At 67.1% G+C, this 16,064-nt stretch carries 11 protein-coding genes; 6 read left to right on the top strand and 5 right to left on the bottom strand.

Annotated features, from left to right (window positions below; translation table 11 throughout):
• The first annotated feature begins 205 nt into the window (after positions 1-205).
• Complete coding sequence (locus GO999_RS07795) at positions 206-763, top strand: hypothetical protein (protein WP_016721775.1); 558 nt, start codon at positions 206-208, stop codon at positions 761-763.
• 96 nt (positions 764-859) lie between these two features.
• Here the strand turns inward: GO999_RS07795 and lpdA are convergent, their stop codons facing one another.
• The 4 genes from lpdA to aceE form a co-directional block, all read right to left on the bottom strand.
• Positions 860-2,638, bottom strand: a complete 1,779-nt coding sequence (lpdA, locus tag GO999_RS07790; RefSeq protein WP_211906719.1) for a dihydrolipoyl dehydrogenase — start codon at positions 2,636-2,638, stop codon at positions 860-862.
• A gap of 54 nt (positions 2,639-2,692) precedes the next feature.
• Positions 2,693-3,268, bottom strand: a complete 576-nt coding sequence (locus GO999_RS07785; protein WP_011001544.1) for an Ntn hydrolase family protein — start codon at positions 3,266-3,268, stop codon at positions 2,693-2,695.
• A 91-nt stretch (positions 3,269-3,359) separates the two neighbouring features.
• The gene (aceF, locus tag GO999_RS07780) at positions 3,360-5,024 is read right to left on the bottom strand and encodes a dihydrolipoyllysine-residue acetyltransferase (RefSeq protein WP_043897734.1); all 1,665 of its coding nucleotides are present in this window, start codon (positions 5,022-5,024) and stop codon (positions 3,360-3,362) included.
• A gap of 156 nt (positions 5,025-5,180) precedes the next feature.
• Complete coding sequence (gene aceE, locus GO999_RS07775; protein ID WP_016721772.1) at positions 5,181-7,871, bottom strand: pyruvate dehydrogenase (acetyl-transferring), homodimeric type; 2,691 nt, start codon at positions 7,869-7,871, stop codon at positions 5,181-5,183.
• A gap of 124 nt (positions 7,872-7,995) precedes the next feature.
• On the opposite strand from aceE, the gene GO999_RS24655 reads away from it, so the two are divergent.
• The 5 genes from GO999_RS24655 (at position 7,996) to GO999_RS07750 (ending at position 14,650) form a co-directional block, all read left to right on the top strand.
• Positions 7,996-8,169: a hypothetical protein gene (locus tag GO999_RS24655; RefSeq protein ID WP_020832132.1), complete on the top strand. Its 174-nt coding sequence runs from the start codon at positions 7,996-7,998 to the stop codon at positions 8,167-8,169.
• A gap of 18 nt (positions 8,170-8,187) precedes the next feature.
• Positions 8,188-10,761: a PAS domain S-box protein gene (locus GO999_RS07765; protein ID WP_019718707.1), complete on the top strand. Its 2,574-nt coding sequence runs from the start codon at positions 8,188-8,190 to the stop codon at positions 10,759-10,761.
• Between the two features lie 54 nt (positions 10,762-10,815).
• Positions 10,816-11,448, top strand: coding sequence for a response regulator transcription factor (locus tag GO999_RS07760; protein WP_011001539.1), 633 nt, complete (start codon positions 10,816-10,818; stop codon positions 11,446-11,448).
• A 103-nt stretch (positions 11,449-11,551) separates the two neighbouring features.
• On the top strand, positions 11,552-12,421 hold the full coding sequence (gene folD, locus GO999_RS07755) for a bifunctional methylenetetrahydrofolate dehydrogenase/methenyltetrahydrofolate cyclohydrolase FolD (RefSeq protein WP_011001538.1): 870 nt from the start codon (positions 11,552-11,554) through the stop codon (positions 12,419-12,421).
• A gap of 108 nt (positions 12,422-12,529) precedes the next feature.
• Complete coding sequence (locus GO999_RS07750; RefSeq protein WP_019718706.1) at positions 12,530-14,650, top strand: M3 family metallopeptidase; 2,121 nt, start codon at positions 12,530-12,532, stop codon at positions 14,648-14,650.
• Between the two features lie 66 nt (positions 14,651-14,716).
• Here GO999_RS07750 and GO999_RS07745 read toward each other — a convergent pair whose 3' ends face one another.
• Positions 14,717-15,988, bottom strand: coding sequence for an amidohydrolase family protein (locus tag GO999_RS07745; RefSeq protein ID WP_118872181.1), 1,272 nt, complete (start codon positions 15,986-15,988; stop codon positions 14,717-14,719).
• Between the last annotated feature and the right edge of the window lie 76 nt (positions 15,989-16,064).

Below are 16,064 nucleotides of genomic sequence, written 5' to 3'. Positions count from 1 at the left end.
TTCACCGGATATGCAAGGTTGTTTCCTCGGTACCGCGAAGAAGACCTGTCCTCAGTGGTGATCAGTGAGTAGCTTTTGAACCCGGCTTCGGCCGGGTTTTTTGTGCGCGTATGCCGCCATACCCGTCACATTGCGAACTTTTGCGAAGCTCGAACGCTCCATTCTGTATTGCGGCATGCCGCCCCCCCCCCCCGGACCGACCCCGATGTCCCGCGAAGCCCTGGCCAGACGCAGCCTGATTGTCCTGGCCGCCTTGATCCTGCTGTTCGAAGAGTGGATCTGGAACGCCATGCTCCGCGCCACCGCGCGACTAGTGGCGCATCCGTGGGTGCAAGCGGCCGAGCGGCGCATGGCGGAACTGGAGCCGATCGAAGCACTCTGCGCCTTCATGCTGCCGATGCTGGCGCTGCTGCCCTTCAAGCTCGCCGCAGTCTATATGCTGGCGCGCGGCCATTTCCTCGGGGGGGCTGCGGTGCTGGCGCTGGCAAAGGTCGTCAGTACGACGCTGGGCGCGCGCATCTATGTCGTGGTACGGCCGCAGTTGCAGCAGATCAGCTGGTATGTGCGGCTGGAATCGCGCTTCCTGAACTGGAAGCATCGTGTTGTCGCGGCGCTGCGCGCCACGCCGACCTGGCAGACGCTGCAAGCCCGCCTCGCCGCCTGGCGCGTGCAGCGCCACGGCCTGCTGCGCCAGGGGTGGCGCCGGCTGGTGGCCGTGCTGCGCCTGATGCGCCGGCACCGCACCGTCAATCCACCGCACTGATCCGCCGCCAAATCAAAAGAGCCGCCCATGGGAGCGGCTCTTTCTTTGTCAGCCAGGGCTCAAGGTCGACTCGAAAACCTGGCGGTTAATTGCATTTCAGCGCTTGCGAGCCGGCGGCACGTCCGTGCAGACGCCCTCGTAGATTTCCGCCGCCATGCCAACCGACTCGCCCAGCGTCGGGTGCGGGTGGATGGTCTTGCCGATGTCGATCGCGTCCGCGCCCATCTCGATCGCCAGGCAGATCTCGCTGATCAGGTCGCCTGCATGCGTGCCGACGATGCCGCCGCCGATGATCCGGTGCGTCTCTTCGTCGAAGATGACCTTGGTGAAGCCCTCATCGCGGCCGTTGGCGATGGCGCGGCCCGAAGCGGCCCACGGGAACACGCCCTTGCCGTACTTGATGCCCTGCGCCTTGCACTGGTCTTCGGTCAGGCCGGCCCAGGCCACTTCCGGATCGGTGAAGGCCACCGACGGAATCTGCTTGGCATCGAAGTAGGCCTTCTCGCCATGGGCGGCCTCCGCCGCGACGTGGGCCTCGTGCACCGCCTTGTGCGCCAGCATCGGCTGCCCGACGATGTCGCCGATCGCATAGATATGCGGCACGTTGGTACGCTGCTGCTTATCCACGTCGATGAAGCCGCGGTCGGTCACGGCCACGCCGGCCTTTTCCGCGCCGATGCGCTTGCCGTTCGGGCTGCGGCCCACGGCCACCAGCACCATGTCATAGCGCTGCGGCTCGGCGGGCGCCTGCTCGCCCTCGAACCTGACGTAAATGCCGTCCGGCTTGGCCTCGACACCCACCGTCTTGGTCTTGAGCATGACCTTGTCGAAGCGGGACTTGTTCATCTTGTCCCACACCTTGACGAGATCGCGGTCGGCGCCGTTCATCAGGCTATCGAGCATCTCCACCACGTCGATGCGCGCACCCAGCGTGCTGTAAACCGTCGCCATTTCCAGGCCGATGATGCCGCCGCCGATGACCAGCATCTTGCCCGGCACCTGGCGCAGCTCCAGCGCGCCGGTGGAGTCGACGATGCGCGGGTCTTCCGGAATGAACGGCAGCTTCACCGACTCGCTGCCGGCGGCGATGATGGCCTTGGCGAAGCGGATGACCTTCTTCTCGCCGGTGGCCTGCTTGCCTTCACCGCTGGTCAGCTGAACTTCCAGATGGTTCGGGTCGAGGAATGTGCCCACGCCGCGCACGACTTGCACCTTGCGCGACTTGGCCATGCCGGCCAGGCCGCCGGTCAGCTTGCCGACCACGGTTTCCTTGTGCTTGCGCAGTTGGTCCAGATCGACCTTCGGCTCGCTGTAGACGATGCCGTGGCTGGCCATCGCCTTGACTTCGTCCATGATGGCCGCCGTGTGCAGCAGCGCCTTGGACGGGATGCACCCCACATTCAGGCAGACGCCGCCCAGCGTGCCGAAGCGTTCGACCAGCACCGTGTTCATGCCGAGGTCGGCGCTGCGGAAAGCGGCCGAGTAGCCGCCCGGGCCGGAGCCCAGGACGAGCATGTCGCATTCGAGATCGGCGCTGCCGCCGTGCTTCGCGGCCTGCGGCGCGGGCGCCGAGGCGGCCGGAGCGACAGCGGGTGCGGCCGCCGGAGCCGGGGCTTGCGTGGGCGCGGGCGCCGCGGCACCGGCTTCCACCGTGGCGATGACGGTGCCCTGGCTGGCCTTGTCGCCCACCTTAATCTTGACCTCGACGATCCTGCCTGCCACGTCGGCCGGCACGTCCATGGTCGCCTTGTCGGTCTCCAGCGTGATCAGCGACTGGTCGACGGCGACGACGTCGCCCGCCTTCACCATCACTTCGATGACGTCCACGTCCTTGTAGTCGCCGATGTCCGGCACCTTGATTTCCACCACGCTCATTCCTGACTCCTTGTTCCTGTCACCGGCGCCCAGCCCTCGCTGCAGCTGCCGGCGCTATCCATCCTGAAGGCGCACCGTGTGCACCTCGATCGGGCCGCCTGAACTCTTGTCGAACTCCACGCCCGCCGCCACGCCGACCTGCGCGATGTCGGCCGCCGTCCGGCCCGGCAGGTCGTACACCGCCGACATCGCCCCCAGCGCGAAATTGCGCCCCGAGCCGATGCCCCAGAAGCGGTCGAATGCAAACACCTCGCGGTACGAATACACGCCGTAGATGCCGGTGGGGTTGGCGATCAGGCAGGTGATCTGCGATGACTCGTAGGGATCGTCATCGTCTTCCTTGGTGTTGACGAAATACTCGTCCTTGAGCTTTTCGTGCACCTTGAGAAAGGTCCGGAAGACATCGTCCCGCGAGCCGAGCCGGCATTCGTCGGCCAGGCCCGCCAGCAGGCTGCGCATCACCGGAAAGTGGGCCGTCGTGCCCGCCAGCGCGATCAGCGATTCGCCCACCTGGAAGATCTTCTGGTTCTGCTCGTAGCCGCGCGCCAGGCGCGTGTCGCCGAACGTCACCAGCGAATCCGCCGCGATCGCCACCTCGCCGTCTTTCTTGACCACCACGCACGTCGTCATGTCGTCCTCGCGAAAAGTCCGCCGGCCGCCTTCTGCCCATGGGCCGGCACGCCCCGGCCCGCAGCCGGATGCGTGCCATGCCGCCAGCGGCTTACAGCAGCACGCGGCGGAAGTCCGCCAGCACGGCCGCCAGGTACGCGTTGAAGCGTGCGGCCTCCGCGCCGTCGATCACGCGGTGATCGTACGACAGCGACAGCGGCAGCGTCAGGCGCGGCACGAACTGCTTGCCGTCCCACACCGGCTTCTGATAGCCGCGCGACAGGCCCAGGATGGCCACTTCCGGCGCATTGATGATCGGCGTGAAGTGCGTGCCGCCGATGCCGCCCAGCGACGAGATCGAGAAGCAACCGCCCTGCATCTGGTCCGGCTTGAGCTTGCCCTCGCGCGCTGCCTTGGACAGCTCGGCCATTTCGCGGGCGATGTCCACCACGCCCTTTTTGTCGGCATCGCGGATCACCGGCACCACCAGCCCGTTGGGCGTGTCGGCGGCGAAGCCGATGTGGTAGTACTGCTTGAAGACCAGGTTGTCGCCGTCCAGGCTGGCGTTGAAGGTCGGGAACTTCTTGAGCGCGCCCACGACCGCCTTGATCACGAACGCCAGCATGGTGAACTTCACGCCGGCCTTTTCGTGCTCCTTGTTCATCTGCACGCGGAAGGCTTCCAGCTCGGTGATGTCCGCTTCGTCATTGTTGGTGACGTGCGGGATCATGACCCAGTTGCGGTGCAGGTTCGCGCCGGAGATCTTCTTGATGCGCGACAGCGGCTTGGGCTCGACCGGGCCGAACTTGGTGAAGTCGACCTTCGGCCACGGCAGCAGGTTCAGTTCGCCGCCGCCGGCCGGTGCCGCCGCAGCGGCGGCCTTGCCCGGCGCAGCTGCCTGGCCGGTCATCACGCCCTTGACGTAGCGCTGCACGTCTTCCTGCGTGATGCGGTTCTTCGGGCCGGTGCCGCCGACCAGGTTCACGTCCACACCCAGCTCGCGCGCGTACTTGCGCACCGAGGGGCTGGCGTGCGCGGCCTTGCCGATCGTGCCGACGGTGTCGGCGGTATACGTGGCAGGCGCGGCGGCCGGGGCTGCGACGGGTGCGACAGCGGGCGCCGGGCTCGGGGCGGCAGCCGCCGGCGCGGGCGCCGGAGCCGGCGCAGCTGCGGCCGCACCGCCCGCGCCTTCCAGCACGACGATCAGCGTGCCTTCGGACACGGCGTCGCCCACCTTCACGCGGATGTCCTTGACCGTGCCGGCGGCCGGCGACGGCACATCCATCGTGGCCTTGTCGGATTCGAGCGTGATCAGCGACTGCTCGGCTTCCACCTTGTCGCCCACCTTCACGCTGATCTCGATGACCGGCACATCCTTGTAGTCGCCAATGTCCGGCACCTTCACTTCGATCGTGCCGCCGCCCGCCGCGGGCTGGGCCGCCGGCGCGGACACGGGAGCCTGTGCAGCCGGCGCGAGGGCCGCAGCCACCGGGGCCGGCGCGGGCGCGGCCTGAGGCGCCGGAGCCGCCGTGGCGCCCTGCTCTTCGAGCAGCAGCACCAGCGAGCCTTCCGACACGGCGTCGCCCACCTTGATCTTCACTTCCTTGACGACGCCGCTCTTGGGCGACGGCACATCCATGGTCGCCTTGTCCGACTCCAGCGTGACCAGCGAATCCTCGGCGCTGACGGTATCGCCCGCCTTGACGTGCAGCTCGATGACCGGCACGTCCTTATAGTCGCCGATGTCCGGCACCTTGATTTCTACGACTTGACTCATTCTTCTGTCTCCAGAGGGGCTGGCGGCGCTGCACGCCTGCGCGGCGGACACGCGGTCGCCCGGCAGGCTACCGCATCGTGCCGTCAAATGCACTATGCAGGCAGCCTGGCGGGGCCGGTGCCCGGCCGGACGCACGCAGCGCGCCCGGCGGCTCCGTTATACGGTCATCGGGTTGGGCTTGTTGGGATCGAGGTTGTACTTCTTGAGCGCCTCGGCCACCTTTTCGCGCGGCAGCACGCCTTCGTCGGCGAGCGCCTTGAGCGACGCGACCGTCACCCAGTAGCGATCCACCTCGAAGAAGTGGCGCAGCTTCTCGCGGGTGTCCGAGCGGCCGAAGCCGTCGGTGCCCAGCACCACGTAGCGGCGCGGCACGAAGGCGCGGATCTGCTCGGCGAAGGTGCGGACGTAGTCGGTCGAAGCAATGACCGGGCCGCGCACGCCCTTGAGCATCTTCTCGACGTGCGATTCGCGCGGCGCGTCGGTCGGGTGCAGCAGGTTCCAGCGCGCTGCGGCATTGCCTTCGCGGGCCAGCTCGGTGAAGCTCGGGCAGCCCCACAGATCGGACTCGACGCCCCAGTCCTTCTTGAGCAGCTCGGCCGCGGCGATCACCTCGCGGAAGATCGTGCCCGAGCCCAGCAGTTGCACGCGCGGCGCGTTGCTGTTCTCGACGCCCTTCTTGAACAGGTACATGCCCTTGATGATGTCGGCCTCGGCACCCGCCGGCATTTCGGGGTGCTCGTAGTTCTCGTTCATCACCGTCAGGTAGTAATAGACGTCTTCCTGTTCGACGTACATCCGGCGCAGGCCGTCCTGCATCACGACCGCCAGTTCGTACTGGAAGGTCGGGTCATACGAGATGCAGTTCGGGATGGCGGCGTGATAGACGTGCGAGTGGCCGTCTTCGTGCTGCAAACCCTCGCCGTTCAGCGTGGTGCGGCCTGCGGTGCCGCCCAGCAGGAAGCCGCGCGAGCGCATGTCGCCGGCGGCCCAGCAGAGGTCGCCGATGCGCTGGATGCCGAACATCGAGTAGTAGATGTAGAACGGGATCATCGCCACGCCGTGCGTCGAGTACGACGTTGCGGCAGCGATCCAGTCGCACATGGCGCCGGCTTCGTTGATGCCCTCCTGCAGCACCTGACCCGTCTGCGATTCCTTGTAGAACATCAGCTGGTCGTGGTCCTGTGGCACGTACTTCTGGCCTTCCTGGTTCCAGATGCCGACCTGGCGGAACAGACCTTCCATGCCGAACGTGCGCGACTCATCCGGGACGATGGGCACGACGTGCTTGCCGACGTTCTTGTCCTTCAGCAGGATGTTCAAAATGCGCACGAAGGCCATCGTGGTGGACACTTCGCGGCCTTCACCAGTGGCCTTGAGCAGCGCGTCGAACGCAGCCAGCGCCGGCACTTGCAGCGCGTCGGCCTTCTGGCGGCGGGCCGGCAGGTAGCCGCCCAGGTCCATGCGCGCGCGGCGCATGTATTCCAGTTCCTTCGAGCCTTCTTCGAACTTGACGTACGGAACGTGCTCGAGCTGATCGTCGGCAACCGGAATGTTGAAGCGGTCGCGCAGCTTGCGGATGGCGTCCACCGGCATCTTCTTCTGCTGGTGGGCGATGTTCATCGCTTCGCCGGCCTCGCCCATGCCATAGCCCTTGATGGTCTTAGCGAGGATGACGGTCGGCTGGCCCTTGTGCTCGGTGGCCGACTTGAAGGCGGCGAAGATCTTGTGCGGATCATGACCGCCGCGGTTCAGCGCCCAGATGTCGTCGTCGGACCAGTCGGCCACCATGGCCTTGAGTTCCGGCGTGTTGAAGAAGAACTCACGCACATAGGCGCCGCTCTTCGACTTGAAGGTCTGGTACTCGCCGTCGACGCATTCCATCATGCGGCTCATCAGCAGGCCCTTGGTGTCGCGGGCGAGCAGTTGATCCCAGCGGCTGCCCCAGATGACCTTGATGACGTTCCAGCCGGCGCCGCGGAATTCCGATTCCAGCTCCTGGATGATCTTGCCGTTGCCGCGCACCGGGCCGTCCAGGCGCTGCAGGTTGCAGTTGATCACGAAGACCAGGTTGTCCAGCTTCTCGCGGCCGGCCATGCCGATCGCGCCCAGCGATTCCGGCTCGTCGGTCTCGCCGTCGCCCAGGAAGGCCCAGACCTTGCGGTTCTCGAAGTTCTGGATCAGGCCGCGGCTGGCCAGGTACTTGGTGAAGCGCGCCTGGTAGATCGCCATGATCGGGCCCAGGCCCATCGACACGGTCGGGAACTGCCAGAAATCCGGCATCAGCCACGGGTGCGGATACGACGAGATGCCCTTGCCGTCCACTTCCTGGCGAAAGCTGTCGAGCTGATCTTCGGACAGGCGGCCCAGCAGGAACGCGCGCGAATACACGCCCGGTGCCGAGTGACCCTGCACGAAGACCATGTCGCCGCCATGCTTGTCCGACGGGGCATGCCAGAAATGGTTGTAGCCGACGTCATACAGCGTGGCGGCCGAGGCGAACGACGAGATGTGGCCGCCGACGTTGGTGTCCTTGTTGGCGCGCAGGACCATCGCCATGGCGTTCCAGCGCGTGAACGAGCGGATGCGGTGCTCGATTTCCTGGTCGCCGGGAATGCGCTCCTGGTTCTCGACCGGGATCGTATTGATATAGGGGGTTTCCGCATGCAGCGGCGAGGTCACGCCGTTGATGCGCGCGTATTCGAGCTGCTTGTCGAGCAGGAACGCTGCACGGTCCGGGCCTTCCGCGCCGATGACGCCCTGCAGCGCCTCCAGCCATTCCTTGGTTTCCTGGGGATCGACGTCGCTGGCGCGCGTGGCGCCCAGGACTTGCTCTGGTACGGCCGACATGGCGGTCTCCTTGGTGCAATAAGGGTTGCGTCTGTTGAGGCGGGCGCCCTTTTGCAAGCTGCACGAACGCGCGGCGCAGCAAAGCCTGCCCGACTTTTGCGCTGAATTCTATGAGGACACGCAAATGCAGCACAAGCTGAATTTTCAAATTGCGATATGGTTTTTTATAATGCGGAATATTGCGGCGGTGCAAAATAAGCCGCGCTTTCCGCTGCAATGCAGCATCCGCACGGCCGCCATCCGCGCGCCACCAGCGGTTTCCCCAAGCGACCGGCCGATCGAATGCCGCTACACTTGATTTTGCGCAGTTGCACAGATGTCCATCGACCCTCGTCCGCAGAATTCCGGCGTTCGCCCGCCCATCATGCTCTCCCCCTCCCACGCCACGCCGGAGCCGGCCGACCCCGCGACGCAACCGCCGGCCGCCGCGATGCCCGTTCCCGTACCGGCGCCCGAACTGCCGCCGGAAGACGGCGTGCGCCCGAACGTGCCGCGCGGGCTGTGGATCACGCGCCTGGGCCGGCTATGGACCACCAACTGGTTCATGTTCATTCCGCTGGTGGCCATCGTGCTGTTCGCCGGCGCGATGATCTTCATCCTCTACCAGCTGCATGCCACCGAGGTGCAGCAGCAGCGCGACGCTCTGTACCGCGACGCCGCCTGGGCCGAGCAGAAGGTGCGGTTGTCCCTGCAGAGCAACCAGGACCAGGTGGCGGCGCTGGCGCGCGACATCGGCGCCGCGCAGCTGGACCCGAGCGCCTATCGCGATGCCGCGCGGCAACTGCTGCGCGAGAACCCCGAGGTGGTCTTCATCAACTGGCTGGATGCCACGCGCCGGCCGCGCTGGGCCTTTCCCGCCAATTCGGAATTCGCGCAGCGCGTGCGCGAGACGCGCGACCATCCGCTCGAGGCCGAGATCCAGTCCGCCTATGATGCCGCGCGCGAGACCCAGCGCGCGGTCTACTCCCGCCCCATCCAGAACGAGCGCGGCGAGAGCTTCATGCTGATGGAAGTGCCCATCGTCCGTGACAACGAGTTCCTGGGCACGGTCGGCGCGATGTATTCCGTGACCGGCATCCTCACACAGCTGCTGCCGGGCGAGCTGACCGACCGCTACCGCTTCTCGCTGGTCGACAAGGACAATGTGGTGCGCGCCAGCACGTCGCTGCGGCCGGTGCCCAAGGCGGCCGCGTCGTACGAGGTGCTGCTGGACCCGCCGGGGCATTCGCTGTCGCTGCGGGCAGAGGCGTATCCGGCGCTGTCCAACCTGCCCAACAACATGCTGATGTGGCTGGTGGCGGGGCTGTCGTGCTTCGTGATCTGGAGCCTGTGGAGCGTGTGGCGCCATACCAGCCGTCGCTCCGAGGCCCAGCGGGCGCTGCTGGCCGAGACCTCCTTCCGGCGCGCCATGGAGAACTCCATGGTGATCGGCCTGCGTTCGCTCGACCTCAACGGCCGCATCACCTATGTCAACCCGGCCTTCTGCCGCATGATCGGCTGGACCGAGCAGGAGCTGGTCGGCCGCATGCCGCCCTTCCCGTACTGGCCGGCCAACGAGATCGGCGAGATGCAGAAGTACATCGAGTTGACGCTGCGCGGCAAGGCGCCGGCCAACGGCATGGAACTGCGCATGGTGCGCCGCGACGGCACCAGCTTCTATGCGCGGATGTACGTCTCGCCGCTGATCGATGCGCGCGGCCGGCACACGGGCTGGATGAGCTCCATCACCGACATCACCGAGCCCAAGCGCGCGCGCGAAGACCTGGCCGCCGCGCACGACCGCTTCACCACGGTGCTCGAGAGCCTGGATGCCGCCGTCTCGGTGCTGTCGACCGACAAAGCGGAGCTGCTGTTCGCCAACCGCTATTACCGGCAGCTGTTCGGCTGGGAGGCCTCCGGCCACCTTCAGTTGTCGGGCACCGATGTCAACACGGAGGACGTCTCCAGCGATGCGCTCGACCTGGTCGACGGCTTCGCCGGCCTGCCCGCCTCCGAGCTCACGCCGCACGCCGCCGACGCGCGCGAGGTCTACCTGCCGTCGATGCAGAAATGGTTCGAGGTGCGCCGCCGCTATATCCAGTGGGTGGACGGCCACCTCGCGCAGATGCAGATCGCCACCGACATCACTGTGCGCAAGGCGGCTGAAGAGATGACGCGCCAGCATGAAGAGCGCCTGCAGTTCACCAGCCGCCTGACCACCATGGGCGAGATGGCGTCGTCGCTCGCGCACGAGCTGAACCAGCCGCTGGCGGCCATCAACAACTACTGCATGGGTGCGGTCGGGCGCCTGAAGAGCGGGCGCAGCACGCCGGAGGAGCTGATCCCGGTGCTGGAGAAGACCTCCGCCCAGGCGGTGCGCGCCGGCACGATCATCCAGCGCATCCGCGGCTTCGTGAAGCGCAGCCAGCCGCAGCGCCGCGAAGCCGACCTGCGCGAGATGGTGGCCGACGCGGTGGGCCTCGCCGAGCTGGAGGCCATCCGGCGCGGCGTCACCATCCTGACGCGGCTGCCGGCCGGCCTGCCGCACCTGTATGTCGACCCGGTGCTGATCGAGCAGGTGCTGGTCAACCTGCTCAAGAACGCCGTCGAAGCCATGGCGGCCCATCCGCGCCTGCGCGCCGCCGCCGTGCTGCGCCTGCACGCCAGCCTGGTCAGCGACCCGGAGAACTCCGTGCTGATCGAGGTCATCGACCAGGGCCCCGGCGTGGACGACAGCACCAAGGAGCGCCTGTTCGAGCCGTTCTTCAGCACCAAGTCCGACGGCATGGGCATGGGACTCAACATCTGCCGCTCCATCATAGAATCCCACCTCGGGCGGTTGTGGGTGGAAAACAATCCCGACGGCATCGGCTGTACGTTTAAAATCACCCTTCCGCTGCATCCGGTCTAACCGGCTTCAATCGTTTTCAGAACGTAGATTCAGAACGTAGAACGAGGACTCTCCATGAGTGCAACGCCCGCCGCGGTCGCTCCGCGCAACGAAACCGTGTTCGTCGTCGACGACGACGAAGCCATGCGTGACTCGCTGACGTGGCTGCTCGAAGGCAATGGCTACAACGTGCGCACCTACCGCAGCGCCGAGGAATTCCTGGTCGACGACAAGCGCGGCGAAGGCGTCGGCTGCCTGATCCTCGACGTGCGCATGCAGGGCATGAGCGGCCCGGAGCTGCAGGACCGCCTGCTGGCCGAGAACAACCGCATGCCCATCGTCTTCGTCACCGGCCACGGCGACGTGCCGATGGCGGTGTCGACCATGAAGAAGGGCGCGGTCGACTTCATCGAAAAGCCGTTCGACGAATCCGAGCTGCGCGAGCTGGTCGAGCGCATGCTGAGCAAGGCCCGCACGGAAGACTCCGCCGCGCGCGAGCAGAAGGCCGCCAATGACCTGCTCAGCCGCCTGACCACGCGCGAGCAGCAGGTGCTGGAGCGCATCGTCGCCGGCCGCCTGAACAAGCAGATCGCCGACGACCTGGGCATCTCCATCAAGACGGTGGAGGCGCACCGCGCCAACATCATGGAAAAGCTCAACGTCAACACCGTGGCCGATTTGCTGCGCCTGGCGCTGTCGCGCGCATAGCCGGCGCCGGCCGGGCGGGCTCCCGGCGCGTCACTTCGGCGGCGGAAGAGCGGAGCGGCGATTTATAATCGCGCTTTGCTTTTTCTCCCTCCTCCGCCCTGCCATGACCGCCCAACTCATCGACGGCAACGCGCTTGCCAAGCAACTCCGCACCGAAGCCGCCCAGCGCGCCGCCGCCCTCACCGCGCGCGGCCACCAGCCCGGCCTCGCCGTCATCCTGGTCGGCGACGACCCGGCCAGCCAGGTCTACGTGCGCAACAAGATCAAGGCGTGCGAAGACAACGGCTTCCTGTCCATCTTCGACCGCTACCCGGCCGACCTGACCGAGGCCGACCTGCTCGGCCGCATCGACGCGCTGAACCGCGACCCGCGCATCCACGGCATCCTGGTCCAGTTGCCGCTGCCCAAGCACATCGACAGCCACAAGGTGCTGGAGGCCATCGCGCCCGAAAAGGATGTCGACGGCTTCCACGTCGCCAATGCCGGCGCGCTGATGACCGGCGCACCGCTGTTCCGTCCGTGCACGCCGTACGGCTGCATGAAGATGCTCGAATCGATCGACTACCCGGTGCGCGGCGCGCGTGCCGTGGTGGTGGGCGCCTCGAACATCGTCGGCAAGCCGATGGCAATGCTGCTGCTGCAGGCCGGCGCCACCGTCACCATCTGCAACAGCAAGACGCGCGACCTGGCCGCCCACACCCGCGAGGCCGACATCGTCGTGGCCGCCGTCGGCCGCCGCAACATCATCACGGCTGACATGGTCAAGCCGGGCGCGGTCGTCATCGACGTGGGCATGAACCGCGACGACGCCGGCAAGCTGTGCGGCGACGTCGACTTCGCCGGCGTCAGGGACGTGGCCGGCCACATCACGCCCGTGCCGGGCGGCGTCGGTCCGATGACCATCACCATGCTGCTGATCAACACGCTGGAAGCGGCCGAGCGCGCCGCCGAAGACGCCGCACTCGCAGCATAAGATTGAGGATTGCGACCCGGTCGCAGCCATTGGAAACCGGAAAAGCGTCCCAACCTGCCTGACTGGACGCTTTTTCGATGTCCACTCCTCCCGTTTTCCGAGCCCGCCATGACCGTCACCTCGCCTGAAGTCGCCACCCCGGCTGCCAACCCGCTTCTCGATTTCTCCGGTCTGCCGCGCTTTGCGGAGATCCGCCCCGAGCACATCACGCCGGCGCTCGACGTGCTGCTGGAGCGCGCCACCGCCGCCGTGGTCCGCATCAAGGACCCGGCCACGCCATCCACCTGGGACCATGTCGTCGCGGCACTGGAAGACGCCACCGAGCCGCTCGGCCGCGCCTGGGGCATCGTCAGCCACCTGAGCTCGGTGGCCGATACGCCGGCGCTGCGCGAGGCCCACGCCGCCAACCTGCCCCGCGTGACCGAATTCTGGTCGGCCCTCGGACAGGATCTGGAACTGTTCCAGAAGTACAAGGCGATCGCCGAAAGCGCCGAATACGCCACGCTGACGGCGCCGCGCAAGCAGCTGCTCGACAACGAACTGCGCGGCTTCCGCCTGGGCGGCGCCGAGCTGCCGGAAGACCGCAAACCGCGCTTCGCCGCCATCCAGGAGCAGCAGGCGCAGCTGACCAAGGCGTTCAGCGACCACGTGCTGGACGCGACCAACGGCTACGCGCTGCGGATCGACGACGAGGCGCGCCTGTCCGGCCTGCCCGAAGATGCCCGGCAAGCCGCGCACGAAGCCGCCCGCCGCAACGATCCGGCCAGCACCGGCTGGAAGTTCACGCTGCACTTCCCGTCGTACTTCCCGGTGCTGCAGTACGCGAACGACCGCGCGCTGCGCCGCACGCTGTACGAGGCCAACGTCACGCGCGCCTCGGAGCTGGGGCCCCAGCACGGCAGCGGCAAGCCCGAGTGGGACAACACCGCCAACATGGCCGAACAGCTGGCCTTGCGCACCGAAGAGGCGCACATGCTCGGCTACCGCAATTTCGGCGAGGTGTCGCTGGTGCCCAAGATGGCCGACTCGCCCGAAGCGGTGCTGCGCTTCCTGGGCGAGCTGGCCGACCGCGCCCGCCCCTTCGCCGAGAAAGACTGGACCGAGCTACAGGCGTTCGCCAAGACCACGCTGGGCATCGACAAGCTCGAGCCGTGGGACATGGCCTACGCCTCCGAAAAGCTGCGCGAAGCCCGCTATGCCTTCTCCGAGCAGGAGGTGAAGCAGTACTTCCCGGAGCCGGCCGTGCTGGACGGCCTGTTCAACGTCGTGCAGACGCTGTTCTCCGTGCAGATCCGCCCGGAGCCGGCCGAGGTGTGGCACCCCGACGTGCGCTTCTTCCGCGTCGAATCGGCGCAGGGCGAACTGCTGGCGCAGTTCTACATCGACCTGTACGCCCGTGACGGCAAGCGCGGCGGCGCCTGGATGGACGACGCCCGCGGCCGCAAGGTGCTGGCCGACGCCGGTGTGCAAACCCCGGTGGCCTACCTCACCTGCAACTTCTCCGGCCCGGTCGGCGACAAGCCTGCGCTGTTCACGCACGACGAGGTCATCACCCTCTTCCACGAATTCGGCCACGGCCTGCACCACATGCTCACGCAGGTGGACGAACTGGGCGTGTCGGGCATCAACGGCGTGGAATGGGATGCGGTAGAGCTGCCCTCGCAGTTCATGGAGAACTTCTGCTGGGAGTGGGAAGTGCTCTCGCGCATGACCCGCCATGTCGAGTCCGGCGAGCCGCTGCCGCACGCGCTGTTCGACCGCATGCTGGCCGCCAAGAACTTCCAGAACGGCATGGCGACGCTGCGCCAGATCGTGTTCTCGACGTTCGACATGCACCTGCATACCGACTTCGATCCGAAGGGCGCGACCTCGGTGCTGGAGCTGTCGCGGCAGATCAACAATCGCTTCCATGTCGTGCCGCAGGCGGTGCTGTCGCGCTGGCCGAACACCTTCAGCCACATCTTCGCGGGCGGCTACGCGGCGGGCTACTACAGCTACAAGTGGGCTGAAGTGCTGTCGGCCGATGCCTACGCGGCCTTCGAGGAAGCCGGCAAGCTGACCGGCTCGGTGCTCGATGCCGAGACCGGCGCGCGCTACCGCCGCGAGGTGCTGGCCGTCGGCGGCAGCCGCCCGGCGATCGAGTCGTTCAAGGCCTTCCGCGGCCGCGCGCCAAGCATCGACGCGCTGCTGCGCCATGGCGGCATGGTGGTGACGGCCGAACCCGCCTGAGCCTGGGCCGGCTGACCGCCGCACAGCACGCCGCTTCGCGCCCCGCGCCGAAGCGGCGTTTGTCTTTCAGGCGAGCCGAAAATCGACGCGTGGCGCTCTCCCCGGCAGCGACAGCACGGCATGCGGCGCGGGCGTGCGCGCCACCACCCGGCCCCGCCGCATCACCAGCGTGCGCGCCGCGCGCAGGCGGATTGCCTCGATCGGATCTCGCGCATCGAGCATCACCAGATCGGCATGGCAGCCCGGCGCGATGCCGTAGCCTTCCAGGCCGAGGATGCGCGCGGGCGTTTCGGTCACGGCGGCAAAGCACTGGCGCATCGCCGCCTGGCCGGTCATCTGGGCCACGTGCAAACCCATGTGGGCCACTTCCAGCATGTCGCCCGAGCCCAGGCCGTACCACGGGTCCATCACGCAGTCATGGCCGAAGGCGACGTCGATGCCGGCGGCCAGCAGTTCCGGCACGCGGGTCATGCCGCGCCGCTTCGGATAGGTGTCCGAGCGGCCCTGCAGCGTGATGTTGATCAGCGGATTGGCGATCGCCGCGACGCCGGCCTCGCGCATCAGCGGAAGCAGCTTGCTGACGTAGTAGTTGTCCATCGAGTGCATCGAGGTCAGGTGCGAGCCGGCCACGCGGCCGTGCAAGCCGAGGCGGTGCGCCTGCGCCGCGAGCGTCTCGACATGGCGCGACAGCGGATCGTCCGACTCGTCGCAATGCATGTCGACGCGCAGGCCGCGCTCGGCGGCGAACTCGCACAGCAGCCGCACCGATTCCGCGCCGTCGGCCATGGTGCGCTCGAAATGCGGAATGCCGCCGACCACATCGACGCCCATGCCGATGGCGCGCCTGAGGTTGTCGAAGGCGCCCGGACTGCGCAGCACGCCGTCCTGCGGGAAGGCCACGAGCTGCAGGTCGAGGTAAGGCGCCACCTGCCGCTTGACGTGCAGCAGCGCCTCGACCGCCAGCAGGCGCGCATCGCACACGTCCACGTGCGAGCGGATCGCCAGCAGGCCGCGCGCGACCGCCCAGTCGCAGTAGCGCAGCGCACGCTCGATCAGCGCCTCCTGCGTCAGCGCGGGCTTGAGCTCGCCCCACAGCGCGATGCCTTCGAGCAGCGTGCCGGACCGGTTCACGCGCGGCAGCCCGTATGACAGCGTCGCATCCATGTGGAAATGCGCATCGACGAACGGCGGCGACACCAGTGCGCCGGCGGCATCGACCTCCTCCGCGCCGCGTGCCGGCAGGCGCTGCTGCACCGCCTCGATACGGCCCGCTGCGATGCCGATGTCGATACCGGCGCGCCCGTCGGGCAGGCTCGCATTGCGAATCACGAAATCCATGGATGCTCCCGTGCGGTCGATTCTCATCAATCTACCGCATGCGGGACGCCGTCGGATGCCGGGCGGAGGCTTGGTG

Origin of the sequence: Ralstonia nicotianae (assembly GCF_018243235.1) — a bacterium.
Classification (GTDB): Bacteria; Pseudomonadota; Gammaproteobacteria; order Burkholderiales; family Burkholderiaceae; genus Ralstonia; species Ralstonia nicotianae.
This window is presented reverse-complemented; position numbering and strand designations above follow the sequence as displayed.

Coding starts and splice junctions, on each gene's coding strand:
- GO999_RS07795 (WP_016721775.1), top strand. CDS start 206: ATGTCCCGCGAAGCCCTGGCCAGACGCAGCCTGATTGTCCTGGCCGCC.
- lpdA (WP_211906719.1), bottom strand. CDS start 2,638: ATGAGCGTGGTGGAAATCAAGGTGCCGGACATCGGCGACTACAAGGAC.
- GO999_RS07785 (WP_011001544.1), bottom strand. CDS start 3,268: ATGACGACGTGCGTGGTGGTCAAGAAAGACGGCGAGGTGGCGATCGCG.
- aceF (WP_043897734.1), bottom strand. CDS start 5,024: ATGAGTCAAGTCGTAGAAATCAAGGTGCCGGACATCGGCGACTATAAG.
- aceE (WP_016721772.1), bottom strand. CDS start 7,871: ATGTCGGCCGTACCAGAGCAAGTCCTGGGCGCCACGCGCGCCAGCGAC.
- GO999_RS24655 (WP_020832132.1), top strand. CDS start 7,996: ATGCAGCACAAGCTGAATTTTCAAATTGCGATATGGTTTTTTATAATG.
- GO999_RS07765 (WP_019718707.1), top strand. CDS start 8,188: ATGTCCATCGACCCTCGTCCGCAGAATTCCGGCGTTCGCCCGCCCATC.
- GO999_RS07760 (WP_011001539.1), top strand. CDS start 10,816: ATGAGTGCAACGCCCGCCGCGGTCGCTCCGCGCAACGAAACCGTGTTC.
- folD (WP_011001538.1), top strand. CDS start 11,552: ATGACCGCCCAACTCATCGACGGCAACGCGCTTGCCAAGCAACTCCGC.
- GO999_RS07750 (WP_019718706.1), top strand. CDS start 12,530: ATGACCGTCACCTCGCCTGAAGTCGCCACCCCGGCTGCCAACCCGCTT.
- GO999_RS07745 (WP_118872181.1), bottom strand. CDS start 15,988: ATGGATTTCGTGATTCGCAATGCGAGCCTGCCCGACGGGCGCGCCGGT.